The sequence below is a fragment of the Haladaptatus sp. R4 genome (genome assembly GCF_001625445.1).
Lineage (GTDB): Archaea > Halobacteriota > Halobacteria > Halobacteriales > Haladaptataceae > Haladaptatus.
The window spans coordinates 854,446-877,623 of sequence record NZ_LWHG01000021.1 but is presented as its reverse complement, the minus strand read 5'-3'; the positions used below and the strand labels follow the sequence as shown (position 1 = coordinate 877,623).

Here is a 23,178-nt window from a genome sequence, read left to right as displayed (position 1 = left end):
GTCTAGATGAGCAAGGACTACATCGAAGTGCGGGGGGCCGAGGAGCACAACCTCAAAGACCTCGACGTGAAGATTCCGCGCGAGGAGTTCAACGTCGTCACCGGCCTGTCCGGGTCGGGGAAGTCCTCGCTCGCCTTCGAGACGGTGTACGCTGAGGGACAGCGACGCTACATCGAGAGCCTGTCGGCTTACGCCCGGAACTTCCTCGGGCAGATGGACAAGCCGCAGGTCGAGAACGTCGAAGGCCTGTCACCCGCCATCTCCATCGACCAGAAGAACGCGGCGAACAACCCGCGTTCGACGGTCGGAACCGTGACCGAACTACACGACTATCTGCGACTGCTGTATGCGCGCGTCGGCACGCCACACTGTCCGCAGTGTGGCCGCGAAGTCGGCGAACAGAGCGCCCAGAACATGGTCCGCCGTGTGTTGGGCTTGCCCGAGGGAACCAAGGCGAAAATCGCCGCGCCGGTCGTCCGCGACCAGAAGGGCGCGTTCGCCGACCTGTTCGACGAACTCGTCTCGGACGGCTACTCCCGCGTGGAAGTGGACGGCGAGGAGTTCGACCTTACCCTCGACCGCCCGGAACTCGACAAGAACTACGACCACACCATCGACGTGATCGTCGATAGGGTGAAGGTCAGCCCGGAAGCGCGAAGCCGCATCACCGACAGCGTGGAGACCGCGCTGGAGGAGGCCGAGGGCGTCATGAAACTCATCGTTCCGGACCCTCCCGAGGACGTGAACCTCGGTTCGGAGTCCCGCTCGACGGGCGATCTGGCCGGAGACGGCGACGAGCGACTCGTCGTGGAGTTCTCCGAGGAACTCGCCTGCACGCACTGTGGCATCGACTTCCGGGAAATCGAGACGCGGAGCTTCTCGTTCAACAGCCCGCACGGGGCGTGTCCCGAGTGTGAGGGTATCGGCGAGACGAAGGAAATCGACGAGGACCTCGTCGTAGAGGATCCGAGCAAACAGTTGAAACACGTCTTCGAGCCGTGGAGCTACCAGCGGACCTACTACCGCCGACAGCTCGATTCCGTGGCGAAACACTTCGACGTTAGCCTGACGACCCCGTTCGAGGACCTCGACGAGGACGTCCGGCAGGGATTCCTCTACGGCACCGACGAGGACGTGCTGTTCAAGTGGAACACGAAGAACGGCATCCGACGCAAGGAGGAACCGTTCGAGGGCGTCATCCCGAACCTCGAACGACGGTACATCGAGACCGACAGCGACCGGGCGCGGAACCACATCGAGGAGTACATGGCCGTGACGGAGTGTCCGGCTTGTGACGGCACGCGACTGCGCCCGGAGAGCAGGTCGGTGTACGTCGATGGCACGTCGATCTCGGAAGTCAACGGGATGTCCATCGGGGACGCGTTGGAGCACTTCGAGAACCTCGAAGCCAACCTCACGGAACGGCAGAACCGCATCGCCGAGGAGATTCTCAAGGAGATTCGCGCTCGACTCGGCTTCATGGAGGAGGTCGGCTTGCAGTACCTCACCCTCGACCGGGAGGCTTCGACGCTCTCGGGCGGCGAGAGTCAACGGATTCGGTTGGCGACCCAAATCGGGTCGGGACTGGTCGGCGTGCTGTACGTGCTGGACGAACCCTCGATCGGACTCCACCAGCGCGACAACGACCGCCTGCTGAACACGCTGTGTGAACTCCGCGACCTGGGGAACACCCTCATCGTGGTCGAACACGACGAGGAAACGATGCGACGGGCGGACAACGTCATCGACATCGGTCCCGGTCCGGGACGGCGCGGCGGCGAAATCGTCGTGCAGGGTGACGTGGACGAAGTGATGGCCCACGAGGACAGCATCACGGGCGACTACCTCGCTGGCCGAAAGGAGATTCCCGTTCCCGACGAACGACGCGAGAGCGAGGACGACATCACGATTCGCGGTGCACGCCAGCACAACCTCAAAAACCTCGACGTGGACATCCCGGTCGGGAAATTTACCGCCGTCACGGGCGTTTCCGGGTCGGGCAAATCCACGTTGATGCACGACATCCTCTACAAAGGATTGGCCCGCGAGATGAACGACAACACCTCGGTGGACCCCGGCGAGCACGATTCCATCGAGGGGATGGAACACATCGAGAAGGTGCGACTCATCGACCAGTCGCCCATCGGTCGGACGCCGCGCTCGAACCCGGCGACGTACACGGGCGTGTTCGACTACATCCGGGAATCGTTCGCCGAGACGAAGCTTTCCAAACAGCGCGGCTACGAGAAGGGGCGCTTCTCGTTCAACGTGAAGGGCGGGCGCTGTGAGGAATGTGGCGGACAGGGAACCGTCAAGATCGAGATGAACTTTCTCTCGGACGTGTACGTCCCGTGCGAGGAGTGCGGCGGCGCACGCTACAACGACGAGACGCTGGACGTGACCTACCGCGGTGCGACCATCGCGGAGGTGCTCGACATGTCCGTCGAGGAGGCCCACGAGTTCTTCGAACACGACTCGCGCATTCGCCGTCGTCTGAAACTGTTGAAGGACGTCGGTCTCGATTACATGAAACTCGGCCAACCGTCCACGACGCTCTCGGGCGGGGAAGCCCAGCGCGTGAAACTCGCCGAGGAACTCGGCAAGAAGGACGCGGGTGAGACGCTGTATCTGCTGGACGAACCGACGACCGGTCTCCACCACGAGGACGAGCGCAAACTGGTCTCGGTGCTTCAGCGACTGACGGACAAGGGGAACACCATCGCCGTCATCGAGCACGAACTCGACCTCGTGAAGAACGCGGACCACGTCATCGACCTCGGTCCGGAGGGCGGCGAGAAGGGCGGTCAAGTCGTCGCGACCGGCACGCCGGAGGAAATCGCGCGGACAGAGGAGTCCTACACTGGCCGGTATCTTCGGGATAAACTCCCTGCGATCGACCTCGATGGTCCACGTGCCGACAGGCCTGCACCGGCAGCGATGGACGACTGAAAATCGGCGCGTAACCACTGTTTCTCCCTCGATAATGGCGTCCTTACCGCAGAGAATCGAACGCTTATACCTCTCAATCGTAATTAGTTTGAAAACTCCTGGCGGCTAAGCACTGGATAACAAAGTGTCGTCCGCGGTAACAACGCAGTCGTGTTACGTCCGGGTGGCGGTGGTATAGCCGAAACAACCGATTGCGACTTACCGGTGGCATGAGTTCGACTGATGGAACCCCACAAGAACTGTCCGAAGACCTCATCTTCGACGTTCTGAAAAATCGACGACGACGATACACGCTCCACTATCTGAAACAACAGGGGCGACCAGTGGAACTCAGCGAACTCGCCGAACAGGTGGCCGCGTGGGAGAACGACACCACGGTGGAAGGCCTGTCCGCGAACGAGCGCAAATCGGTGTATACGTCGCTGTACCAGACTCATCTTCCGAAGCTTTCGGATGCCGGTATCGTGGAGTACAACCAGAGTCGAGGTATCGTGGAACTCTCCGATAACGCCGCTCAACTGGAGGGGTACTTGCGTCCGCAGGACGAGTTCCCGTGGATTCGCTACTACCTCGGTCTCGCGATAGTGAGCGCGGTCCTCGTATTGGCCGATTTCCTCGGTATCCCGCCGTTTTCGGCCATCCCCGACAAAATCTGGGGTGTCCTCATCGTCGCCCTCTTCGCGTTTTCGGCGTTGGTTCATTACCTTCGCCGTCGGCAACTCGGGACGGGCGAACGGCCGCCGTCGGCACGGTAACGACCCGAAACGAGAAACAAGCTATTTGACGGACGGGCCGTAATCGAGGATAATGCACGATTTCGTGGTAGTCGGTGCGGGGCCCGCTGGGTCGCGGTTTTCACGACGGGCTGCGAACGCGGGACACGACGTTCTCGTTCTCGAACGTGGACGAGTGGGGACGCCACTCGCGTGTTCCGGCCACGTCAGTACCGACATTTGGAACTTTACTCCCGATGGAGCACGCGACGAGCTTCTGCAAAACGAAGTCTACGGGGCTCGGTTCCACGTCGATGGACCGGGTTCGGCGGACCATCCGTTCTACAAGAAGGAAGTCATCTCCAACGTCATCGACCGGGTCGGTCTCGACCGGACGCTCGCCCGCGCCGCCGAGGATGCCGGAGTCGATCTGCGCGAGAACCACAGCGTCTCGGGGGTCGAGGAACACGGCGAATACGTCGATGTTACCGCGAACACGCCGGACGGAACCGAGACGTTTCGCGGGAAGATGGTGGTCGGCTGTGACGGCCCCGCCTCCCGCGTCCGACGGGAACTCCACCTGCCGGAACCGGACGAGAAGCTCCAGGGCGTGCTCGGTTTCACGACCGAAGACGACGGCGGCGATTTCGTCGACGTTCACCTCACCGCGCCCAAATTCTTCGCGTGGCGAATTCCCCGTGGAGCGGAGGGCGTCGAGTACGGTCTGGCCGCGCCGCCGGGCGAGAGCGCCCGCGAGTTGTTCGACCGATTTACGGCGGACTACGGCGTCGAAATCGGGAATTTCTGCGCCGGGATGATTCCCATCGGTCCGGCACCGCGCGTCACCGCACATCGAGGGTTCCTCATCGGCGACGCCGCCGCGCAGACGAAGCCGTTCACCGGCGGTGGAATCCTCTATGGGATGACTTCGGCCGATCACGCCGCCGAAACGGTCGATCCCGACGACCCCGGAACGCTCGCCGATTACGAACGCGCGTGGCGGCGGGAACTAAAGAACGAGATCCGACTGGGCCACTGGGTGCGGCGGGCGTACTCGCTCCCGAAACCGCTCCAAACGGTCGGTCTCTCGGCGATGGAGGGCGAAATCGGCGTCCACATGGACAAACCCTCGTCGTTCTTCTCGACGGATCACCTCCGGACGTTGCTGAAACGCACCTCGTAGGCACGGACTACCCGAAATAGCGTGTGATGCCGTCTCGATCCTGCCCCGATTTTCCGTTTTCATAATCCCCGTAACGACACGCTGGTTTCCCGTGGAACAGCGAGCGACGGATCGTACCGTCGTCCGCTTCCGATTCGTCGTGACGAACGTGCGGTAAACTGGTAGTTTCGCCTCCGATATCTAAATACACGGTCTATTAACTATTAATTTACAAAATTACTAGAGAAAATATTTTAAATGAGTTCTTCTTTTGGATGAATGGAACATGCCATCCAGACGTAACTTACTCAAGACGATCGGTGCGGCAGGCACGGCGGGACTCGGTGCGGTTGCGTTCAGTGGAACTGCGGCGGCCAAGCCGACGGTCCATTGGCAACCGGCCGATTCGAGCAACTACACGGCGGCGGACCGTGGTGCGGGACTGATCGACTGGGTCATCATCCACACCGTGCAGGGGTCGGCGAGCAGCGCGGCCAACTGGTTCCAGGACCCCGATGCGGACGTCAGCGCACACTACATCGTCGCCGAGGACGGCTACAAATATCAGAGCGTCAGCGACATCAACATCGCGTGGCACGCCGGTGACTGGGACTACAACAAGTACTCCGTCGGCATCGAACACGGCGGCTACGTCAGCGGGACCTACGAGGAAGCGCAGTACGAGGCGTCGGCCAAACTGGCCAGTTGGCTCTGTGACCAGTACGGCGTGCCGAAACAGCACCCGACGAGCGTCCCGAGCGACGCCGCGAACCCGGCCAACGGCGGTATCATCGGGCACTCACAGGTCCCCTCCAGCAGTCACACCGACCCCGGTTCGAACTGGGATTGGGACCACTACATCGACCTCGTCAATTCCTACTGAAGTGAGCAGTCGAACGACCCGTTTTTTCACCGCTCGTCCCGGGCCATCCGTTCGAATCGCCGGACGAGATACCGAATCGACACGCCGAACGAGAGGACTCCAAGAAAGAGGAAGGCGACGAAACGAAGTCCGATCCCGTCGCTGACTCCCACGACGAGCGCCTTCACCGGCCAGTAGAGCGGCACGATTCCGACGGCGTACTGCCACGGTTCGGGGAGCAACGCGATTCCCGCGACCGGCACGATCAACAACAGGCCGAGCAGTTTGTTGATGACCACACCCTCGATGGAGTCGCGTGGCAGCCCCGCGAACAGGAACGCGATGGCTGGTCCAGCGAGCGCGACGACGACCGTAACGGCCACGAGCACGAGCGACGGTACCCGGACGAGGCCGAACAGCATCACGGTCGGAATCGTCACAACCGCACCGACGAGATACGCGGTCGCGCCGCGGTAGCGAAGGTAGCCACGGCCGGTCAGGGGCGTCGTCCAGAGCGCGGCCAGCACGCCTTGCTCGCGGTCTTCGAGCACGAAGAAGCCGACCACGAACCCGTAGATGTAGGGCGGGAACGTGATGACGAATCCGAGCACCAGCGGATAGTACGGAACGAGCGAGATGGTCGGGAGATAGTGCCCGTTGAGGAAGGGGAGTGCAACGTGAGCGAGCAAGGCGAGCAGTAGCGGGCCGGTTCCCGCGACGAGGAGAAGCGGGTCACGGAACCACTTCTTCCCGTCCGTGAGCGCCAAGCCGCCGACGGGCCCCAGATCACGAACCGCTCCGAGGCGGGACGATTTCGATCCGTTCGATCCGTTCGTTTCGCTCCGCGACGGACGGTGCTGTACGATGTGGCGATGGAACTCACGCTCCGCCACGGCGAACGCGAGGAGGCTTCCGAGCGACAGGTAGCCCACCGCGTACACGAACTCCACCGACCCAATCCCGTGAAATGCGCCGTCGATGAGTATCAGGGCGGGGCGGACGGGAAGCAGGTAGAAAACCGGCGTGTCGAAGAGACCGAAGAACGACAGCAGCGGTGCGTACAGTACCGCGCCGTACAAAAGCGCGCTCAGGAAGTAGTCGTTTATCGAGTCGAACCGGGCGACGCTGACGAATCCGACGAGGACGAAGGGAATCGACGTGAGCGCCACGCCGAGCATCAGCAGCGGAACGTTCACGCCGCTCGGATGCACGACGAGGGCGAGCACCGTCGCCACGACGACCGCGAGGAGGGTCAGGGACGCGACTTTGGAGACGAGGTAGCCCCGGACGCCGAGCGGCGAAACGACGAGGGCGTCGAGGACGCCCTCGCGTTTCTCGATGAGGACGAGCGCGGCGATGAAGTAGAAACCGAGGACGGCCGGGTCGGAGAGGACGACGAACACCAGCGCACGCCGTGTTACCGCCGCTGGCAACCCGAAACCGACGAACGCGACGACGTAGAACGCCGTCAGCACTGCGTAGACGGTGTAGAAGCCGTATCGACGCTGAAGCCGTACGTCCCACCGAATCATCGCGGCGACTGGATTCACTCTAACCGTTCCCCCGTCACTTCGAGGAAGACGGTCTCCAGTGTGGCTTCCTCGGTGTGGAGCGTTTCGATGTCGTTCTCCGCGAGCAGCGACCGGAACTCCGGGTTCCCGTTCAACCCGTCGAGCGCGAACCGCGCGGTTCGCGGGCGGTTCCCATCGTGGTACTCCACCCGAACCGTCCGCGACCCGTACTCCCGTTTCAACGCCTCGGGTTCCCCGACGAGCGGAATCCGGCCGTTCACGATGAACGCTACCCGGTCACAGAGTTGGTCAGCGACGGTCATGTCGTGGGTCGTCAGGAACACCGTCGTGCCGGCGTCGCGGAGGTCGGCGATGGCCGTCTTGATCCGCTTCGCGTTGCCGGGGTCGATACCGCTCGTCGGTTCGTCCAGAAAGACGAGTTCGGGGTCGTGCAGGAGTGCGCGGATGAAGTTGAGACGCATCGCCATCCCCTTCGAATAGGTGCCCACGCGCCGGTCGATGGCGTCCGCAAGCCCGACGAGCGAGAACAGTTCCTCGATATCCCTCGTTTCGGTCCGGTGGAGCGACGCGAACAGTTCGAGGTTCTCGCGGCCGGTGAGTTTGGGATACTGGTTGGGGGATTCGGCCGAAACCCCGATTCGGTCGTAGTAGGTACCGTCCCAGTCGCGGACCTCCCGGTCGAACACGCGGACGGACCCGCGGTAGTCGTCCAGCAGTCCGGTGAGGATTTTCTGGGTCGTGCTCTTTCCCGCCCCGCTGGGACCGAGGAAGCCGAATATCTCGCCCGAATCGACCGCGAAAGAGAGGTCACGAAGCGTGTCGTTCTCGGCGTTCGGGTACGCGAAATCGAGGCTGTCAACGCGAATCATCGGTAGTGAGTAGGATGGAAAATCGACCGCTGGAACGGCGATTGTCGTGTGTCATTCGTCGAATGGTGGTTGGGTCGTCGGCTCCGAGTACATAGACGGTCACATGTAGCCTTATTTATATCGGGTGCGGAAGGAGAGCCGATGGCCTCCATTCGATTTCGCGTGACCGTGCCCGAGCGGCTATGGATCGGAAAGATATCGCGCGAATACGACACCGCGGAATTCCGCATCCTCTCCGGTATCGGCGGCGACGAGCGTGCGAGTGCGCTCGTGGAAACGACCGGCGTCCCGGTGGACGTCCTGCGGGAGAGCGCGGAACGCGACCCCTCCATCGACTCGTTTCGGGTCGTCATGCACGGCGACGGAAAGACCGTGTTCCGGAACGAGGCCACGTCGCACGAGACGTACGACATCTTCCGCGACACCGGGACGATGCCGGAGTATATCCGGTGACGGTCCGGAACGGGTCCGTGGACGTGACCGTCACGGAAACGCGGGAGCGGGTCGTCGAACTGAAACGGGCGCTGGAGGGGATGGGTGCCACCGTCGAAATCGTCGCCGTTCGGACGACGGGCGATTCGAGCGGATTGCTCACCGAGCGCCAGGCGGAAATCGTGGACCTCGCCGTGGAGGAGGGGTACTACGAGATGCCACGACGCTGTTCGATAACGCGGCTGGCGGAACTGCTCGACGTGTCGAAATCGACCGTGAGCGGGGTGCTCCATCGGGCGGAGTCGAGACTCGTGCACGAGTATTCGGCCGCGTCGGCGGAGTCGTGAACGGAAAAATCGAAAACGAATTGGCGTCTATTCCAGGTCGTACAGCGCGCCGTACTTCTCGTTCACGTAGTCGAGGAAGTAGTCGGCGGTGAAGCTCTCGCCGGTCGCGTGTTCGATGAGGTCGTCGGTGGTGTACAGACACCCGTACTGGTGGATGTTGGTGGTCAGCCAGTCGTGGAAATCGTCGAACTCGCCCGCTCGAATCTGGTCGTCGAGGTCGTCGATGTCCTCGTCGGCTTTCGCGTACAGTTGCGCGGCGAGGACGCTTCCGAGCGAGTAGGTCGGGAAGTAGCCGAAACTGCCGTGGCTCCAGTGGATGTCCTGTAGGCACCCCTCGGCGTCGGTGTCGGGGCGGATGCCGAGGTACTCCTCGTACTTGTCGTTCCAGAGTTCGGGCACTTCGTCAACCTCTATTTCGCCGCGGATGAGTTGCTTCTCGATTTCGAAGCGTACCACGATGTGCATGTGGTAGGTCAGTTCGTCCGCCTCGACGCGGATGAGGTTGTCCTCGTGGACGCGGTTCGCGGCCTCGTAGATTTCCTCGACGGAGACGTCCTCCGCGTCGGAGAAGCGCTCCTTGACGAGCGGGAGGAAGTTCTCCCAGAACGCACGCGACCGGCCGACGTTGTTCTCCCAGACGCGGGACTGGGATTCGTGGACCGTCAGGTCGCGCGCCTGACCGAGCGGCGTGCCGTACTGGTCGTCAGGCAGTCCCTGCGTGTAGGTTGCGTGGCCGAACTCGTGGACCGTGCTCATCAGCGCGCCGAGCGGGTCGCTCTCGTCGAAGCGCGTCGTCACGCGGGCGTCGAACTGCGTTCCGCTGGAGAACGGGTGCGGCGCGGTGTCGAGACGGCCGCGGTTCCAGTCGTAGCCGAGCGTGTCGAGCACGTCGCGCGAGAGCTCTTCCTGAATTTCGGCGTCGTAGGTGCCCTGGAACGGCGTGGCGAGTTCCACGTCGCTCTCGCGCACGGCGTCGATGAGCGGGACGAGTTCGTCGCGGAGTTGCTCCAGCGTCTCCTCGGCCGTGTCGATGCCGAGGTAGGGTTCGTACTCCTCGAACAGCACCTCGTAGGGGTCCTTGTCCGGGTCGATGTGCTCGGCGTACTCGCGCTCCAGTTCGACCAGTTTTTCGAGCGTCGGCGCGAAAATCGAGAAGTCGTCCTCCTCGCGCGCTTGTTTCCACTTCGGTAGGGCTTCGGACGTGGTGCGCGAAATCTCCTCGACCAGTTCGCCGGGGACGCGGGTCGCCCGTTCGTACTCCCGCCGAACCTCGCGGACGACGGCGGCCTGCTCGTCGTCCAAGTCCTCCGATTCGAGTGTGTCGAGCATCTCCCCCATCTCGTCGTCGGTCAACAGTTCGTGCGAAATCGCGGACAGCGCCGAGCGCTGTTGTGACCGGGCGGGTGTGCCACCTTCGGGCATCACGACTTCTTGGTCCCAGCCGAGAATTCCAGCGGCGTTCTGGACGTTCGAAATTCGCTTTACTTCCCCGAGAAACTCCTCGTACGTGGATTCTGTGGTGGCTTCAGTTGCCATCGTCGGATGTTTGGTGTCACCGATTATCAATGAATGGGTTTCGGTACGAAACTAGGGATGACGAGCGATAGCGAGGAGTCTTCGGGACTCGTTTCTCGGTCGCTACGATTACGGAACAATCACAATCACGTCTCCGTCCTACCGTTCGTAGGAGGCGACGGTCTTGCCGTATCCGGCGATCACCGAATTGTCGCGGATGAGGGGCCGCATGGTGGACCGGTCGGGGAGATCGTATTTGGCGAGTCGTTTACCGCCGGTGGCAAAGACGGAGAGATATTTTCGGAGTTCCCTTTTTCCGCGATCGGTTTCGACTTCATCCACGGTCTCGACGCCGATGGCGTCCTCGGTGACGGTGAGGGGGGTTCCGTAGTTGACGCGGGTGCGCCAGCGCTCCGCACCGGACGCGTGATAGGCGACGAGATACGTCTCGGTTGCGAACATGTTCCGGTGGTGGGTCGAGTAGAGGGTGAGGAGGGTGTAAACGGTCGAGTCGGCGACCGCGGGGACGCCGTTCACGGAGGCGATCCAGTGGCTCTCGGCGAGCCAGAGATGTGTTCCGTCCGTCGAGTCGAGTGCGACCAATCCCCTGTCGGTCGCGACGAACACCGTCCCGTCGTGGTACGTCAATCGCGCATCGCCTCCGACGTGGGTCTTCCAAATCGTCGCACCGTCGTTCGCCGAGTAGGCTCTGACGATGCCCGAAGGGGATGCGGCGAAAACGTGATCGCCGTCGGTGGCTATCGACGCTTGCATGCTGCCGAACGGACGAATCCACCGGACCCGTTCGGCCTCCAAATCGATGGCGAAGACGGTGTATTTCTCGAATTCGTCGTTGTAGCCGATGCCGAACAACCGCGACCCCGAGACGACCGGTTCGTAGCGACCGAGTGACAAGTAACCGCTGTGAATCTGCACCGGGTCGCCGCCGTCGAGCGGAATGGAGCGGATGGTTCCATCGGATTCGACGAACGCCCGGTCGTCGTAAACGACGGGGGCGGTGGTGATTCTCGACAGGTCGGCGAGTCGTTCGTAGTCGCCCGAAAATCGAAGGTGGCCGAGTTCGCCGTCCGGGGTGAGCGTCGTCGCCAGAACGAGGCCGTGATCGGCGATGGATCTAGCCCGCGCTGGCATCCCGTCGAGTTCGACGGACCAGTTCGGCCGTTGCCGATCCGGTTGCGCTTCGAGCGTGTTACAGCCAGCACTCACCACCGACAAACCGAGGCCGATAGCACCCAGAAAGTTTCGTCGGGACGAACGGCCGCCCATACTAATACGTTCGAAAGCGAGAACTAAAGCGTTCCGACGCCGCTCTAACGTTTTTCTACCAGCACCGCGAACGAAGAGGCATGCTCCGGGTCGCCATCATCAGCGACACGCACATCCCGTCGCGTGCGAATCGAATCCCTGACTGGGTACGAACCCGAATCCTTCGGGCGGACCACACGATTCACGCGGGGGACTTCGATTCGGCCGACGCGCTGGCGTCGATACACGAACTGACGGACGGGAACTACACTGCCGTGGGGGGAAACACCGACCCGAAATCGCTTCGACTACCCGACGTAACGACCCTCGACATCGGCGGCGTCACGTTCGTCGTCACGCACGGGACCGGCCCGAAACGCGGGTACGAATCCCGGGTCGCACGAATCGTTCGCGAGGCGGTTGACGGCAACCTCGATTCGTCCGTCGTCGGTGTCGCCGGGCACACCCACCGACCGATGGACGAGGAGGTCGATGGCGTTCGCCTGCTGAATCCGGGGAGTGCGACGGGTGCCGTCCCGGCGGACACGGCGACGATGTTCGTCGCGACGGTCGAAGGCGGTGCCTGCTCGGTACAACGATACGAAAGTTGACCGGTTTTGCGCCTTCCGGGCGGGTTTTTATCGGCGCGCACCAACGACCGGGCATGAACGTTTTCGCAGTTCCGGGGATTCCCGAGGTCGAACCCGGCGACGACATCGCCGCGCTCGTCGCGGAGCGAGTCGACCTCGAACCCGGCGACGTGTTGTTGGTCGCGAGCACCATCGTCTCGAAAGCCGAAGGACGAACGGCGACCATGGACGACTTCCCGACGAGTCCTCGGGCGGAGGAAATCGCCGGTCGCCTCTCCGAACTCTCCGGCGAGGAGAAGGACCCACGGTTCGCACAGGCCGTCATCGAGGAGAGCACCGAACTCATCATGGAAGCGCCGTTCCTGCTCACCTCGACGCGGTTCGGCCACATCGGCGTGAACGCGGGCATCGACCGTTCGAACACGGGCGATGCCGACCTGTTGTTGCTCCCGAAGCGACCGAACGAGAGCGCCGCCCGGATTCGCTCCGGCCTCCCGGTCGACGTGCCCGTCGTCGTCACCGACACCTGCGGGCGACCGTTCCGACACGGCCAGCGCGGCGTCGCCATCGGTTGGGACGGCATTTCGGCGAGTCGCGACTGGCGGGGTGAACACGACAGGGACGGCCACGAACTCGAAGTGACGGTGGAATCCGTCGTGGACGAACTCGCCTCGGCGGCCAACCTCGTCAGCGGCGAGGGCGACGACGGCCTCCCAGTCGTCGTCGTCCGCGATTGGGAGTTCGGCGACCACGGCGGAAGCGACAACCTGTTCCGGTCGGTCGATGGCGATTTCGTCCGGCAGGCGCTCCGGAGGTGGGAATTTGCGGGCGATTGAGATCACACCCGAAGACCCGATTTCCGAACTGGTCGAACTCGGCGAGACGGCGGAGAATGCGGGGTTCGACACGCTGTTCGCCAGCAGTCACTACAACAACCGCGACCCCTTCACGGTCCTCTCGCGGATCGCCGACGCCACCGAGGACATCCGCCTCGGACCGGGCGTCGTCAACCCGTACGAGAGCCATCCCGTCACGCTCGCTTCACGTACCGCAACGCTGGACGAAGCGAGCGACGGCCGGGCTGTGTTCGGCGTCGGCGCGGGCGACCGCTCCACGCTCCGGAACCTCGGTATCGACCGCGACCGACCGCTTCGTCGCGTGCTGGAGACGATGAAGGTCTCGAAGCGACTCTGGGCGGGCGAGCGCGTGACCCACGAGGGGACGTTCACCGCGCGGGACGCCGGACTGAACTACGACGCAGGGGAGATTCCTGCGTACGTCGGCGCGCAGGGACCGCACATGCTCCGGATGAGCGCAAAACACGCCGACGGCGCGCTGGTCAACGCCTCGCACCCGCGGGATTTCGAGTGGGCGAGCGAGCGCATCGCGGAAGGGTTGGACGAACGCCCCGACGAGCGGGGTGAGTTCGACTTCGCGGCGTACGCCTGCGTGAGCGTGGCCGAAGACGGCGAAGCGGCGCGCGAAGCGGCCCGCCCACCAGTGGCGTTCATCGCGGGCGGTGCGGCAGGGCCGGTGCTCGACAGACACGGAATCGACGGCGAGTTGGCGTCCGAAATCGGCGAGAAGATCGGCGCGGGGAATTTTTCGGCGGCGTTCGACGCCGTCACGCCCGCGATGATAGACGCCTTCTGTATCGCCGGGGAACCCGAAGCCGTGGCTGACAGAATTGCCGCCGTGCTCGACTACACCGACAGTTTCGTCGCCGGGTCGCCGCTCGGTCCGGATCGAAAAGAAGCGATATCGCTCACTGCGGCGGCGCTTGACCGGGCGAATCGGCGGTGATCACGCCGCCTATCGCGCCGATGACGAGGTAAATCCCCAGAAGGACGGAGAAGCCGACGAAGATCGCCCCGAACAGGAGCAAAATCGCGGGGATGGGGTTTGCCGATGCCGTTGCGACGTCGCCGAACAGGCGAATCAGTTCGCTGATGTTCGAGATGAGTCCTGCCATACGTGCCACTGCGTACCGGGGGTACTTGGTTGCTCCGTCACGCTTACGGCTTGGGGCTTCGTAGGCGGGACCGTGCCGAAGGATACGTCGCTCTCGGAGTTCGCAGGGACAACGGACGACCCGGACGAACCGGACGAGCGGATCACGGACGAATCGAGAGAGGGGGAGCAGGTGGACGACGAACCGGTAACTGAAGAGCGATCCGAAGGAGAACCGGTCGAAACCGACAGAACCGACGGAACCGACGGAACCGACGAGACCGACGGAACCGACGAGGACGTATCCGAACTGGACTCCGACGACGTCGAACCCGCCAGAGCGACGTACGATTGGACGCCTGACGGCGCGGACTGTGCGTGTTGTGGGTCCAGCGTCGAGAAACGCTGGCGCGACGAGGACGGGATGGTCTGTGCCGACTGCAAGGAATGGTGAGCAGCAGTGGAACTTCTGGATATCGTCCGGTCAACTAGCGACCTCTCTTCTCTCCGAACACAGCAATTTCGGAAACATGATGGATCGAATAAAATCGATCTCTTCCGTTGAGCTCCTTGAAACATCAATGCACAAAGTATTCAAGGGTAACCTGGACACCTCTTGGCGTAGCGACAAAAGTTACAAAGGTACGCTCCGATAGTACGCGTAACGAGGGAGACGCCCCCCTAGCGTCCCCACTTCCCAAAAGGACCCGTTTCGACCAATCGCGCATTCATAGCATGAAGGAAGCTAACAAAGATCCAGAGCAGACCCCCGTAGAGCGGCCGACCAACGAGTTCGCGGACCCTCTCTCGGTACAGGACGCGGCGGACCTGTCAGGACGTATCATCGACAACATCGAACACGTTATCGTCGGGCAACACGACGCCGCCGAGCATATTTTGACGACGATCCTCGCGCGCGGCCACCTCCTTCTCGAAGACGTTCCCGGCGTCGGCAAGACGATGCTCGCCCGGTCGTTGGCGCGCTCCATCGACTGTTCGTTCAAACGCGTGCAGTTCACGCCCGACCTCCTCCCCTCGGACGTGACCGGCGTCAACATTTTCAACCAGAAAACGAACGAGTTCGAGTTCCAACCCGGCCCGATCTTCGGCAACGTCGTCCTCGCCGACGAGATCAATCGCGCACCGCCGAAGACCCAATCCGCCCTGTTGGAAGCGATGGAGGAAGAGCAGGTGACCATCGACGGGAAGACCCACGACGTTCCCAACCCGTTCACGGTCATCGCGACGCAGAACGCCATCGAACAGGACCGGACGTACGAACTCCCGGTCGCCGAGATCGACCGTTTCATGAAGAAGCTCTCGCTCGGCTACCCCAATCCGCAGGACGAATCGGAAGTCCTCCGGCGCGTCGTCGGCGAACATCCGATTCGCCGACTCGACCCCGTCGCCAGCGCGAGCGACATCCGACGGGCGAGGGCGACGATCACGAAGGTAACGGTGAAAAAGCCGGTCCGAGAGTACGTCACCCGACTCGCGAACTACACCCGCGACCACTGCCAACTCGGTGTCAGCCCCCGAGGGTCGATTTCGCTGCTCCGTGCGGCCCAAGCGCGGGCCGTTCTCGACAGTCGGGAGTACGTCATCCCGGACGACGTGAAGACGGAAGCCGAAGTCGTGCTCTCCCACCGCGTACGGGGTGACACGGGCGTCATGGGCGGTGAAGAAGGGCGGACGATGATTCGGAACGCCCTCGACAACGTCCCGGTGGAGTGAGATGCTGACGCGACGTGCATGGGTGTTCATCACCGTCAGTGTCGCCGGATTCGCGCTGGCCGCCTCGTTCGGCGCTCGGTCGCTGAACGCCGTGGTCGCCCCGCTTCTCGTGGCGATACTCGTCGGCTTCATCCAGTTGAAGCGGACGAAACGCCCACAACTCGACGTGTCCGCGCCGAACGTCGGGTCCCGGGAGGAAGCGGTGACGATAACGCTCGATTTCGACGCGCCGGACCCGTTCGCGGGAACCGTCGATCTGGAACTCGCCGACGGACTGGAGTACGATGGCGGCCCCATCGAGACCAGCATCGGCGAGACGGCGGTCGAGTTCGACGTCCGCCTCACGAAGCGTGGCGAGCAGGCTATCGGCCCGGTGCGAGTCGTGGCCGAAGACGTGTTCGGCCTGTTCGAGCGGACGTTCACCCATCAGATCCGGGAGTCCATTCTCGTCTTCCCCCGGGTAGAACCGGTCGACGGCGTGACGACCGCACGCGCGCTCGAAGACAGTCACACGAACGCGGCACGACGCGAGTTCGACCAACTGCGAGAGTACCAGGCGGGTGATCCGCTTCGGGACATCCACTGGAAGTCGAGCGCGAAGCGGCCGGTCGGGGAGATGTTCGTTCGGCAGTTCGAACCGCAGGAGGAGAGTCAACAGATACGGATCGTGGCGGAGGCGAACGCGGGTCGTGTCGATGCCGTCGCGGACGCGACGGCGAGTATCGCGGCGGCCCTGCTCGATATCGGGGTCTCCGTCGGGGTGACCACGCCCGACGGTCACGTCGGACCCGATGGTAGTACCGACCAGCGAACGCGGATTCTCACCGTCCTCGCACACATGGAGAGCGGACAGGTGCACGAACGCGAGCGAGCGCACGCGGACCTGCTCGTTCGCGGACTGACCGACCAACGGGACGTGACGATTCGGTGGGGCCGTGACACCATGTCGTTCGACGAATTCACGTCGCGACGGGGACGGACGAGCGCCCTCGACGGGGTGCGGGCCGACGGAGGTGAGAAGCCGTGAGCACGGCACGCGGTTTCGCTATCGGCGACGTGACGATTCCGTATCAGGGCCTCGCCATCGCTTCGACGGCGGTTCTCATCGGGTCGTCGCTGAAGGTCCTCTACGACATCACGAACATCGCGGGGGATACGGATACCCTGCTTCTGCTCGTGGCTGGTGCCTTCATCGGCGCGACGCTCCTGGCCCGGGTCGTCCCCGAATGGGTCGCCTGTGGCATCGGCGCGCTATTGCTCGCTGGCGGGATGTTCGGCTACTACACGACGATTCCGGGAGGGGTGGACGTCTTCTCTCAGACGGGTCACATCGCCGCCGACAACATTGCCCTGTTGACCGGCCTATCGATTCTGGAGATGCGAAAGGTCGGAACGTGGGCGTTGGGCGTCGCACCGGCAACCGTGTTCGTCCCGTGGTATCTCGTCTTCCGACGGCGATACATGCTCGCCGCTGCGGCAGGTGGCGCGGCACTCGGATTCTTCGTCCTCACGGGCGACGCCGGGTCGTTCGTGACGCTCATCGGGATGCTCGGCGCACTCGGCATCGTCGCCTTCGGGACGATGGCTCGCTACGGCGGGACCGTCGGACAGATAGACGTGCTGGTCGTCGCGCTCATCGTGATGGTACTGCTGTCCGCCACGATGAGCGTCGTCCCCGGCGGTCGAGCGAGTCCGATTCTCCCCAGTCAGAGCGGTGGTGGCTCGGGCGGTAGCGGCGGTCTCATCAGCAACAGCGCACAACTTTCGATTCAGGGGAGTATCGAACTCTCGCCGAAGGTGCAGTACACCGTGACGGCGAACCACGGGAGTTACTGGAAGGTCGCATCCTACGACCGGTACACCGGAAACGACTGGATACGGACCGGGAAGAGCCAATCCTATCACTCGCAGTCGTCGCTCGGTCAGTCCTACACGGTGCGACAGACGTTCACCGTCGAGACGAATCAGGTGGACGCGATGCCAGCAGCGTGGAAGCCCATCAAAGTCATCGGCTCACAACAGCAATCGAACACGCGAATCAGCAGCGCTGGGAGCCTCTCGCCGACGCAACCGTTGACGAACGGCAGTTCGTACAGCGTCGTCAGCGAAGTTCCGTCGGCGTCCCCGTCCGGTCTGAACAAGGCCGGTACGGCGTATCCGAGCGATATCGAGGACCAGTACACCCGCCTCCCCGGCAGTACGCCACAGCGGTTGACGACGAAAACCGACGAGATAACCGCCGACGCGAAAACGCCGTATCAGAAAGCCACCGCCATCGAACAGTGGTTGGAGGAGAACAAGGAATACTCGCTCCACGTGAAGCGGCCAGACGGCAACATCGCCGACTCGTTCGTCTTCGATATGGAAAAGGGCTACTGTGTCTACTACGCGACGGCGATGACCGCCATGCTCCGGACACAGGGAATTCCCGCACGGTTCGTCACGGGCTACACGGAGGGACAGCGGACGGACGAGGACACGTGGGTCGTCCGCGGTCTCGACTCGCACGCGTGGGTCGAGGTGTACTTCCCGGACACCGGGTGGGTTCGTTTCGACCCGACCCCGTCCACACAGCGCTCGAACGCCGAACAGCAAATCGTGGACGAGGCACGGCAGAACGGCAAATCGGGCGTCGATACGGAGGGAAGCCAGAACGGAACGTGGACGCCGGAGACGACGACCACCACCACGACATCCGACACGACGACCACCACGACCACGACGAGTAGCCCGGAGAATGGGTCGAACGTCTCCACCGGTCCGAACGGCCGTGGCAACGTCGGCGATAAACTCGGCACCAGTGGACCGACGACGACAACGACGACAACGACGAACGCGAGCGCCCTCGGGGGCGGCGGCGGTGGTATCCCCATCGAACTACCTTCGAAATCACAGTCGCTCTACGGCGGCTTGTTGTTCGTCGGGTTGTTGCTCACGGCACGACGGATGGGTCTCATCGAGTGGGCGTACCGAACCGTGTGGATGCGCTGGCAACCGCGTGAGGACCCCGGAACCGACGTCGAGCGCGCGTTCGACAGGCTGGAGTACTATCTATCACGCAAGCATCGCAAACGTCGCCCGGGCGAGACGCCGCGCGAGTATCTCGCCTCGCTCTCGCACGTCGGCATCGACGAGCGGGCACGACGTGTCGGATCGCTGTACGAACGGGCACAGTACGCGGGCGAGGTGACACGCGAGAATGCAGATGAAGCGGTATCTCTCGTAAACGAGATCGTTCGCGGGTCCACGCCGGACGGGACGAGCGGGTAACGACCGTTCGATATGGCAACATACCCGACAATGTTTAATAGGTTGGTTTCGTAGCCCCATGCGTAATGTCGGAAGTCTGCTCGACGTGCGGGCTGCCTCAGGAGCTTTGCGTCTGTGAAGACGTCGCAAAAGAATCCCAGCAGATCACCATCCGCATCGACGAGCGCCGTTATGGAAAAGAGGTAACGATAATCGAAGGATTTGACCCCAAGGACGTGGACGTAGATAGTCTCTCCTCGGACCTGAAGTCGAAGTTCGCCTGCGGTGGTACGGTCGAGAAGGGTCAGATAGAGCTTCAAGGAAACCATACCGGACGCGTCGAGGATTTCCTCCGCGACCGCGGGTTCAACGTCGCCTGACGAGCGCCTGTTGGTCGGATATCACCATACTACACCCATTTTTCGCAGTCTTCGAACGCGAGCGACAGCCCTCCGCAACGAAGCTCAGAACGGGGCGTCCTGTTCCCGTTCGGTGCTGTCTGACGATTCGAGTTCGTACTCCCAGTCGGTCAGCCCACCGGCCATGCTCTCGACCGGCACGTCTCCGGAGACGCCCTCGTAGGAGCCGATGAGTCGGGCGGCCTGGACGCTCGATTTTCCGAGCGGGCAGACGGTGACGACGCGGTCGGCATCGTTCAGTTCGCTGACTCGGCGGGGAAGCATGTGGAACGGGATGTTTTCGCTTCCCGGAATGTGACCGCCGTCGAACTGCGGTTCCGGTCGGATATCGACGATACGAACGTCCTCCTCGGACTCGATAAGGTCGTGAACGTCTTCGGTAGAGATTTCGCCGTCCATCGACGGGGGATATGGGAGCGGGCCGAATAAGCGACCCGGTCGGGGTATCTAAATCAACCCTTCCTCGCGGGCGAGCAGGAGCGGCGGCAATCCCCACCCGCAGGTCGGACCGGTTCGGACCGCGTCGATGGCGTCCGAGACGGGTACCGTCCGAACGTCGATGAACTCGTCGGATTCGAGGTGCTGGTCGCCCGCCATCAGATCCGAGGCGAAGACGACGGCCCGCTGTTTTCGCATGCCCGCCGACGGGTAGTACGTTTCGAGCAGTTCGACGTCACCCGCTCGATAGCCGGTTTCCTCGTACAGTTCCCGTTTCGCGGCGCTCTCGTAGGATTCGCCGGGTTCCATCCGCCCGGCGGGACAGGAGAGTACTCGCTCACCGAGTCGCGGTCGGTACTCCTCGATGAGGACGAGTTCGTCGCCGGTTCGGGCGACGATGGCCACGGCGTCCGGCGGGTCGAACCAGCAGCTTCGAACCGTCTTTCCGTCCGGTCGTTCGAGGGTGTCGTATCCGACCGCGTGGCCGAGAAGCGACACCCCGCGTCGCGCGTGGAGTTTCCAGTTCATTGATCGAGCAGGCCGTCCGTTTCGGCGAGCAGGAGCGCCTCGATGGTCGCGTCGTTGGCCGGGTCCTCGCGGGCGGCGGCCAGCGCATCCTCGACCGGAACCGTTCGCACCGAGAGGAATTCGTTGTCGTCCAGATCACGCTCCGTCGGGGTCAGTCCCTCGGCGAAGACGATGCCTCGCTCGTGGCGAAGCGCACCCGTGGCGACCCAGAACGTTTCGAGCAACGAGAGACCGGCGGCCTCGAAGCCGGTTTCCTCGCGGAGTTCGCGTCCCGCGGCGGCCGTGTAGGATTCGCCGTCCTCCACGATTCCAGCAGGGCACTCCAAACAAGTCTCCCCGATGACGGGGCGGTACTGCTCGACGAAAACTACTTGCCCGTCTTCGATTGCGAGGATGACGACCGCGGGTGGAAGGTCGGCCCAGTAGTACTTCTTCGTCGTCCCGTCGGGTTGTTCCACGAGGTCGTAGCCGCCGGTGTACCACCCGGTTTCGTACTCGGCTTTCGATTCGAGTACCGGCCAGTCGTGGTCGCGCCAGTCGTCGGTCATGGTCGTCACTGAGGGAGCGTGTCGTTAAAATCGAACTGATACCCCGTCAGTCGTGGTGTGCGGAGTTATCCTGCGGGTCGTAGCCGAGGACCTCGCGCGCTCGGTCGATGGAGTAGTACTTCCGGTCGTTGTCCGAGATGCCGTAGACGATTTCGTAGCCGTAATCGGCCGACAGACAGCAGTCGAACAGGTGGGCACAGTCGCGGTAGGAAAGCCACATCGCTTGCCCGCGTTCGTAATCTATCGGCGGGTGGCCTTCGGTCAGATTACCGATTCGGACACAGGCCACGCTGATGTCGAACTCGTCGTGGTAGTATCGACCGAGCGTTTCCCCGGCGGCCTTGCTGACGCCGTAGAGGTTGCTCGGACGGGGAAGTTCGGTGCCGTCCAGTCGGAACTCGTCGTGTGTCCGATAGAGGTCGGGGGTACGCTCCTCCGTCTCGTAGGCACCGACGGCGTGGTTCGAGGAGGCGAACACGAACTTATCGACGCCAGCGTCCACCGCCGCTTGGAGGACGGTGTGTGTCCCGTCGATGTTGTTGCCGAGCACGCTGTTCCACGGCGCTTCCGGACGGGGGTCCCCGGCGAGGTGGATAATCGCCCCCGCACCGTCCACTGCCTCGTAAACGGCATCGTAGTCGGTGATATCGGCGACGAAAAACTCGTCAGACGGTTCCGCCGCTGGCGGTTCCCTGTCGAGCAATCGCCACTCGTATTTCGATTCGAGGTCGCCGAGAATCGCCGTCCCGACGCGGCCCTCGGAACCCGTGAGCAGAACGGGATCGTCCATTCAGTCGGCTAGAGGCACAACCTCGATAAGAACCATGCGATTTTGCGGCGCGAGACTGGGACCGTTCGTGCCGCGATAGATCTTCCTACGCGAGACGGGCGAACGCGAGATTCCCGTTGACGTTCTCGATGTACACCTGCACCTCGTCGCCCTTCTGTGCGCCCGGAACGAAAATCGTGTACTTGCCGCGTTCGGCGACGCCGTCGCCCTTGCGTCCGGTGCCGGTGATCTTGACCTCGTAGGTTCGACCCTCCTCGACGGCATCGCGCTGTTGGGTTCGGTTCGTCGTGCTTCGTTTCGTGACGGGACGGAACGCACCACAGGCGTCACAGCGGAGCATGAGGTTGCGGTTCTCGCGCACGAGACGGGTGTCCGGAAGGCCACACTCCGAACAGATGACGAACTCCTCGACGTACTCGTCCAGCGCGGTTTCGAAGTCGGATACCGAGAAGGACCCGCTGTAGCGAGCCTGTCCGTCCTCGTACTTCCCGCTGGTTCCGAGTTCGCGCTGAACGGAACTATGGACGTGCTCGCCATCACGCGAAAGCGCGTCGGCGATGTCGTCCAAATTGGTCAGTCGTGTGAACGACCCGTCCTTCTGTACGGCCGGGTCCGGATAGCTGAATCGCTCGTCGCTCGTCTCCAACTCCGGAACGGCGTCCATGCCTCTGTCGAGTGCAGAACTGTAATCCATGTGTTTTGGTGAGAGGTGAACACGTAAATGTGCTCCGTGTTCCATGTCATCACGAACTTTAACCCCCAACGCCTCTCCCGAGGTATGGAACCGACGACCCGAGACGCGGCCTGTTTCGAAGCGGGAATCAAGTTCGGCGCGCTCTATCACCAGTTCGCCGGAACGCCGGTCAGCCCCGACAGCGCCGACAGCCTCGAACGCGCAATCGAGGAGAGCATCGAGAATCAGCCGTTCTGCGAATCGGTCGAAGTGGACATCCTGACCGAGAAACTCGCGGACGAAATCGACCACGGCTATACTGAATTAACGGGTAAATACCTCGAAGTCGAAATCATCATCGACCACGAGGACACCGAAGTCGTGACCCGGATGGAAATGGAGGACGGCTACCCGCTGATGAAAATCGAGTCGGTTCGGGAGAAGTGAGAAGAAAAATCGATTTCCGCCCTGTTGGCCCGCGAGCGACGAAGGAGCGAGCGGGCCGACGACTGAATGGAACTGGCTGACTCACACTGCGAGTCAGCCAGCGAAATGAAGGAGGAGTGCTTTTGGTCCAGGTTTTACAGGGAGACGGCCAGCGGGCGGCCAAAT

Annotated in this window: 25 protein-coding genes; 15 read left to right on the top strand and 10 right to left on the bottom strand. The window is 62.7% G+C overall.

What is annotated here, in order from left to right:
• The first annotated feature begins 6 nt into the window (after positions 1-6).
• From uvrA to A4G99_RS14045, 4 genes are all read left to right on the top strand, one after another.
• On the top strand, positions 7-2,949 hold the full coding sequence (uvrA, locus tag A4G99_RS14060) for an excinuclease ABC subunit UvrA (protein WP_066144800.1): 2,943 nt from the start codon (positions 7-9) through the stop codon (positions 2,947-2,949).
• Between the two features lie 209 nt (positions 2,950-3,158).
• A complete protein-coding gene (locus tag A4G99_RS14055) occupies positions 3,159-3,704 on the top strand; it encodes a hypothetical protein (protein ID WP_066144798.1) in 546 nt (181 codons plus the stop codon).
• Positions 3,705-3,756: 52 nt separating this feature from the next.
• On the top strand, positions 3,757-4,845 hold the full coding sequence (locus A4G99_RS14050; protein ID WP_066144795.1) for a geranylgeranyl reductase family protein: 1,089 nt from the start codon (positions 3,757-3,759) through the stop codon (positions 4,843-4,845).
• Between the two features lie 265 nt (positions 4,846-5,110).
• Positions 5,111-5,707 (top strand): N-acetylmuramoyl-L-alanine amidase, encoded by a 597-nt coding sequence (locus A4G99_RS14045; RefSeq protein ID WP_066144792.1) that lies wholly within the window; start codon positions 5,111-5,113, stop codon positions 5,705-5,707.
• A 26-nt stretch (positions 5,708-5,733) separates the two neighbouring features.
• Here the strand turns inward: A4G99_RS14045 and A4G99_RS14040 are convergent, their stop codons facing one another.
• Positions 5,734-7,236 carry a hypothetical protein gene (locus tag A4G99_RS14040; protein ID WP_082837819.1) on the bottom strand — a complete coding sequence of 501 codons (1,503 nt, stop codon included), beginning with the start codon at positions 7,234-7,236 and terminating at the stop codon, positions 5,734-5,736.
• Positions 7,233-8,087, bottom strand: coding sequence for an ABC transporter ATP-binding protein (locus tag A4G99_RS14035; protein WP_066144789.1), 855 nt, complete (start codon positions 8,085-8,087; stop codon positions 7,233-7,235). Before A4G99_RS14035 ends, A4G99_RS14040 begins: the two co-directional genes overlap by 4 nt.
• 141 nt (positions 8,088-8,228) lie before the next feature.
• Between A4G99_RS14035 and A4G99_RS25985 the strand changes: the two genes are divergently transcribed.
• Entirely contained in the window at positions 8,229-8,540 is a 312-nt protein-coding gene (locus tag A4G99_RS25985; RefSeq protein ID WP_066144786.1) for a hypothetical protein, read from the top strand.
• On the top strand, positions 8,537-8,866 hold the full coding sequence (locus A4G99_RS25980; protein ID WP_066144783.1) for a helix-turn-helix domain-containing protein: 330 nt from the start codon (positions 8,537-8,539) through the stop codon (positions 8,864-8,866). The genes A4G99_RS25985 and A4G99_RS25980 overlap by 4 nt, the downstream gene beginning before the upstream one ends.
• Before the next feature lie 27 nt (positions 8,867-8,893).
• On the opposite strand, the gene A4G99_RS14020 is transcribed toward A4G99_RS25980, so the two are convergent.
• Positions 8,894-10,402, bottom strand: a complete 1,509-nt coding sequence (locus A4G99_RS14020) for a carboxypeptidase M32 (protein ID WP_066145265.1) — start codon at positions 10,400-10,402, stop codon at positions 8,894-8,896.
• A 138-nt stretch (positions 10,403-10,540) separates the two neighbouring features.
• Positions 10,541-11,668: a PQQ-binding-like beta-propeller repeat protein gene (locus A4G99_RS14015; RefSeq protein WP_066144780.1), complete on the bottom strand. Its 1,128-nt coding sequence runs from the start codon at positions 11,666-11,668 to the stop codon at positions 10,541-10,543.
• 80 nt (positions 11,669-11,748) lie between these two features.
• Between A4G99_RS14015 and A4G99_RS14010 the strand changes: the two genes are divergently transcribed.
• The 3 genes from A4G99_RS14010 to A4G99_RS14000 are packed head-to-tail and all read left to right on the top strand — an operon-like array spanning position 11,749 to position 14,040.
• Positions 11,749-12,258, top strand: coding sequence for a metallophosphoesterase family protein (locus A4G99_RS14010; protein WP_066144777.1), 510 nt, complete (start codon positions 11,749-11,751; stop codon positions 12,256-12,258).
• A gap of 53 nt (positions 12,259-12,311) precedes the next feature.
• On the top strand, positions 12,312-13,073 hold the full coding sequence (locus A4G99_RS14005; protein WP_066144774.1) for a coenzyme F420-0:L-glutamate ligase: 762 nt from the start codon (positions 12,312-12,314) through the stop codon (positions 13,071-13,073).
• A complete protein-coding gene (locus tag A4G99_RS14000; protein WP_066144771.1) occupies positions 13,060-14,040 on the top strand; it encodes a 5,10-methylenetetrahydromethanopterin reductase in 981 nt (326 codons plus the stop codon). The genes A4G99_RS14005 and A4G99_RS14000 overlap by 14 nt, the downstream gene beginning before the upstream one ends.
• On the opposite strand, the gene A4G99_RS13995 is transcribed toward A4G99_RS14000, so the two are convergent.
• Positions 14,003-14,209, bottom strand: a complete 207-nt coding sequence (locus A4G99_RS13995; protein WP_066144768.1) for a hypothetical protein — start codon at positions 14,207-14,209, stop codon at positions 14,003-14,005. The genes A4G99_RS14000 and A4G99_RS13995 overlap by 38 nt on opposite strands.
• Before the next feature lie 72 nt (positions 14,210-14,281).
• Between A4G99_RS13995 and A4G99_RS13990 the strand changes: the two genes are divergently transcribed.
• The 5 genes from A4G99_RS13990 to yciH all read left to right on the top strand — a co-directional run bounded on the left by A4G99_RS13990 (position 14,282) and on the right by yciH (position 19,550).
• On the top strand, positions 14,282-14,641 hold the full coding sequence (locus A4G99_RS13990) for a hypothetical protein (RefSeq protein ID WP_190303761.1): 360 nt from the start codon (positions 14,282-14,284) through the stop codon (positions 14,639-14,641).
• 281 nt (positions 14,642-14,922) lie between these two features.
• Positions 14,923-15,921 (top strand): MoxR family ATPase, encoded by a 999-nt coding sequence (locus A4G99_RS13985; protein ID WP_066144765.1) that lies wholly within the window; start codon positions 14,923-14,925, stop codon positions 15,919-15,921.
• A 1-nt stretch (position 15,922) separates the two neighbouring features.
• Complete coding sequence (locus tag A4G99_RS13980; protein WP_066144762.1) at positions 15,923-16,948, top strand: DUF58 domain-containing protein; 1,026 nt, start codon at positions 15,923-15,925, stop codon at positions 16,946-16,948.
• The gene (locus A4G99_RS13975) at positions 16,945-19,191 is read left to right on the top strand and encodes a transglutaminaseTgpA domain-containing protein (RefSeq protein ID WP_066144759.1); all 2,247 of its coding nucleotides are present in this window, start codon (positions 16,945-16,947) and stop codon (positions 19,189-19,191) included. Before A4G99_RS13980 ends, A4G99_RS13975 begins: the two co-directional genes overlap by 4 nt.
• 65 nt (positions 19,192-19,256) lie before the next feature.
• Positions 19,257-19,550 carry a stress response translation initiation inhibitor YciH gene (yciH, locus tag A4G99_RS13970; protein WP_066144754.1) on the top strand — a complete coding sequence of 98 codons (294 nt, stop codon included), beginning with the start codon at positions 19,257-19,259 and terminating at the stop codon, positions 19,548-19,550.
• Between the two features lie 84 nt (positions 19,551-19,634).
• Here the strand turns inward: yciH and A4G99_RS13965 are convergent, their stop codons facing one another.
• The 5 genes from A4G99_RS13965 to A4G99_RS13945 all read right to left on the bottom strand — a co-directional run bounded on the left by A4G99_RS13965 (position 19,635) and on the right by A4G99_RS13945 (position 22,587).
• On the bottom strand, positions 19,635-19,988 hold the full coding sequence (locus A4G99_RS13965) for a rhodanese-like domain-containing protein (RefSeq protein ID WP_066144752.1): 354 nt from the start codon (positions 19,986-19,988) through the stop codon (positions 19,635-19,637).
• Positions 19,989-20,036: 48 nt separating this feature from the next.
• Positions 20,037-20,555, bottom strand: a complete 519-nt coding sequence (locus A4G99_RS13960; RefSeq protein ID WP_066144750.1) for an NUDIX hydrolase — start codon at positions 20,553-20,555, stop codon at positions 20,037-20,039.
• Positions 20,552-21,103 (bottom strand): NUDIX hydrolase, encoded by a 552-nt coding sequence (locus A4G99_RS13955; RefSeq protein WP_066145261.1) that lies wholly within the window; start codon positions 21,101-21,103, stop codon positions 20,552-20,554. The genes A4G99_RS13960 and A4G99_RS13955 overlap by 4 nt, the downstream gene beginning before the upstream one ends.
• 46 nt (positions 21,104-21,149) lie before the next feature.
• Positions 21,150-21,893, bottom strand: a complete 744-nt coding sequence (azf, locus tag A4G99_RS13950) for an NAD-dependent glucose-6-phosphate dehydrogenase Azf (protein WP_066144747.1) — start codon at positions 21,891-21,893, stop codon at positions 21,150-21,152.
• 85 nt (positions 21,894-21,978) lie between these two features.
• On the bottom strand, positions 21,979-22,587 hold the full coding sequence (locus A4G99_RS13945) for a translation initiation factor IF-2 subunit beta (protein ID WP_066144744.1): 609 nt from the start codon (positions 22,585-22,587) through the stop codon (positions 21,979-21,981).
• Positions 22,588-22,671: 84 nt separating this feature from the next.
• Between A4G99_RS13945 and A4G99_RS13940 the strand changes: the two genes are divergently transcribed.
• Positions 22,672-23,013, top strand: coding sequence for a dihydroneopterin aldolase family protein (locus A4G99_RS13940; protein ID WP_066144741.1), 342 nt, complete (start codon positions 22,672-22,674; stop codon positions 23,011-23,013).
• Positions 23,014-23,178: the final 165 nt, after the last annotated feature.

What these genes read in the sequence shown, in the direction of transcription:
- A4G99_RS13965 (WP_066144752.1), bottom strand. Translation starts at nt 19,988, where the DNA reads ATGGACGGCGAAATCTCTACCGAAGACGTTCACGACCTTATCGAGTCC.
- A4G99_RS13940 (WP_066144741.1), top strand. Translation starts at nt 22,672, where the DNA reads ATGGAACCGACGACCCGAGACGCGGCCTGTTTCGAAGCGGGAATCAAG.
- uvrA (WP_066144800.1), top strand. Translation starts at nt 7, where the DNA reads ATGAGCAAGGACTACATCGAAGTGCGGGGGGCCGAGGAGCACAACCTC.
- A4G99_RS25985 (WP_066144786.1), top strand. Translation starts at nt 8,229, where the DNA reads ATGGCCTCCATTCGATTTCGCGTGACCGTGCCCGAGCGGCTATGGATC.
- yciH (WP_066144754.1), top strand. Translation starts at nt 19,257, where the DNA reads ATGTCGGAAGTCTGCTCGACGTGCGGGCTGCCTCAGGAGCTTTGCGTC.
- A4G99_RS14055 (WP_066144798.1), top strand. Translation starts at nt 3,159, where the DNA reads ATGAGTTCGACTGATGGAACCCCACAAGAACTGTCCGAAGACCTCATC.
- A4G99_RS14035 (WP_066144789.1), bottom strand. Translation starts at nt 8,087, where the DNA reads ATGATTCGCGTTGACAGCCTCGATTTCGCGTACCCGAACGCCGAGAAC.
- A4G99_RS13955 (WP_066145261.1), bottom strand. Translation starts at nt 21,103, where the DNA reads ATGACCGACGACTGGCGCGACCACGACTGGCCGGTACTCGAATCGAAA.
- A4G99_RS14005 (WP_066144774.1), top strand. Translation starts at nt 12,312, where the DNA reads ATGAACGTTTTCGCAGTTCCGGGGATTCCCGAGGTCGAACCCGGCGAC.
- A4G99_RS13960 (WP_066144750.1), bottom strand. Translation starts at nt 20,555, where the DNA reads ATGAACTGGAAACTCCACGCGCGACGCGGGGTGTCGCTTCTCGGCCAC.
- A4G99_RS13995 (WP_066144768.1), bottom strand. Translation starts at nt 14,209, where the DNA reads ATGGCAGGACTCATCTCGAACATCAGCGAACTGATTCGCCTGTTCGGC.
- azf (WP_066144747.1), bottom strand. Translation starts at nt 21,893, where the DNA reads ATGGACGATCCCGTTCTGCTCACGGGTTCCGAGGGCCGCGTCGGGACG.
- A4G99_RS14050 (WP_066144795.1), top strand. Translation starts at nt 3,757, where the DNA reads ATGCACGATTTCGTGGTAGTCGGTGCGGGGCCCGCTGGGTCGCGGTTT.
- A4G99_RS14010 (WP_066144777.1), top strand. Translation starts at nt 11,749, where the DNA reads ATGCTCCGGGTCGCCATCATCAGCGACACGCACATCCCGTCGCGTGCG.
- A4G99_RS14015 (WP_066144780.1), bottom strand. Translation starts at nt 11,668, where the DNA reads ATGGGCGGCCGTTCGTCCCGACGAAACTTTCTGGGTGCTATCGGCCTC.
- A4G99_RS13985 (WP_066144765.1), top strand. Translation starts at nt 14,923, where the DNA reads ATGAAGGAAGCTAACAAAGATCCAGAGCAGACCCCCGTAGAGCGGCCG.
- A4G99_RS13945 (WP_066144744.1), bottom strand. Translation starts at nt 22,587, where the DNA reads ATGGATTACAGTTCTGCACTCGACAGAGGCATGGACGCCGTTCCGGAG.
- A4G99_RS14045 (WP_066144792.1), top strand. Translation starts at nt 5,111, where the DNA reads ATGCCATCCAGACGTAACTTACTCAAGACGATCGGTGCGGCAGGCACG.
- A4G99_RS13980 (WP_066144762.1), top strand. Translation starts at nt 15,923, where the DNA reads ATGCTGACGCGACGTGCATGGGTGTTCATCACCGTCAGTGTCGCCGGA.
- A4G99_RS14020 (WP_066145265.1), bottom strand. Translation starts at nt 10,402, where the DNA reads ATGGCAACTGAAGCCACCACAGAATCCACGTACGAGGAGTTTCTCGGG.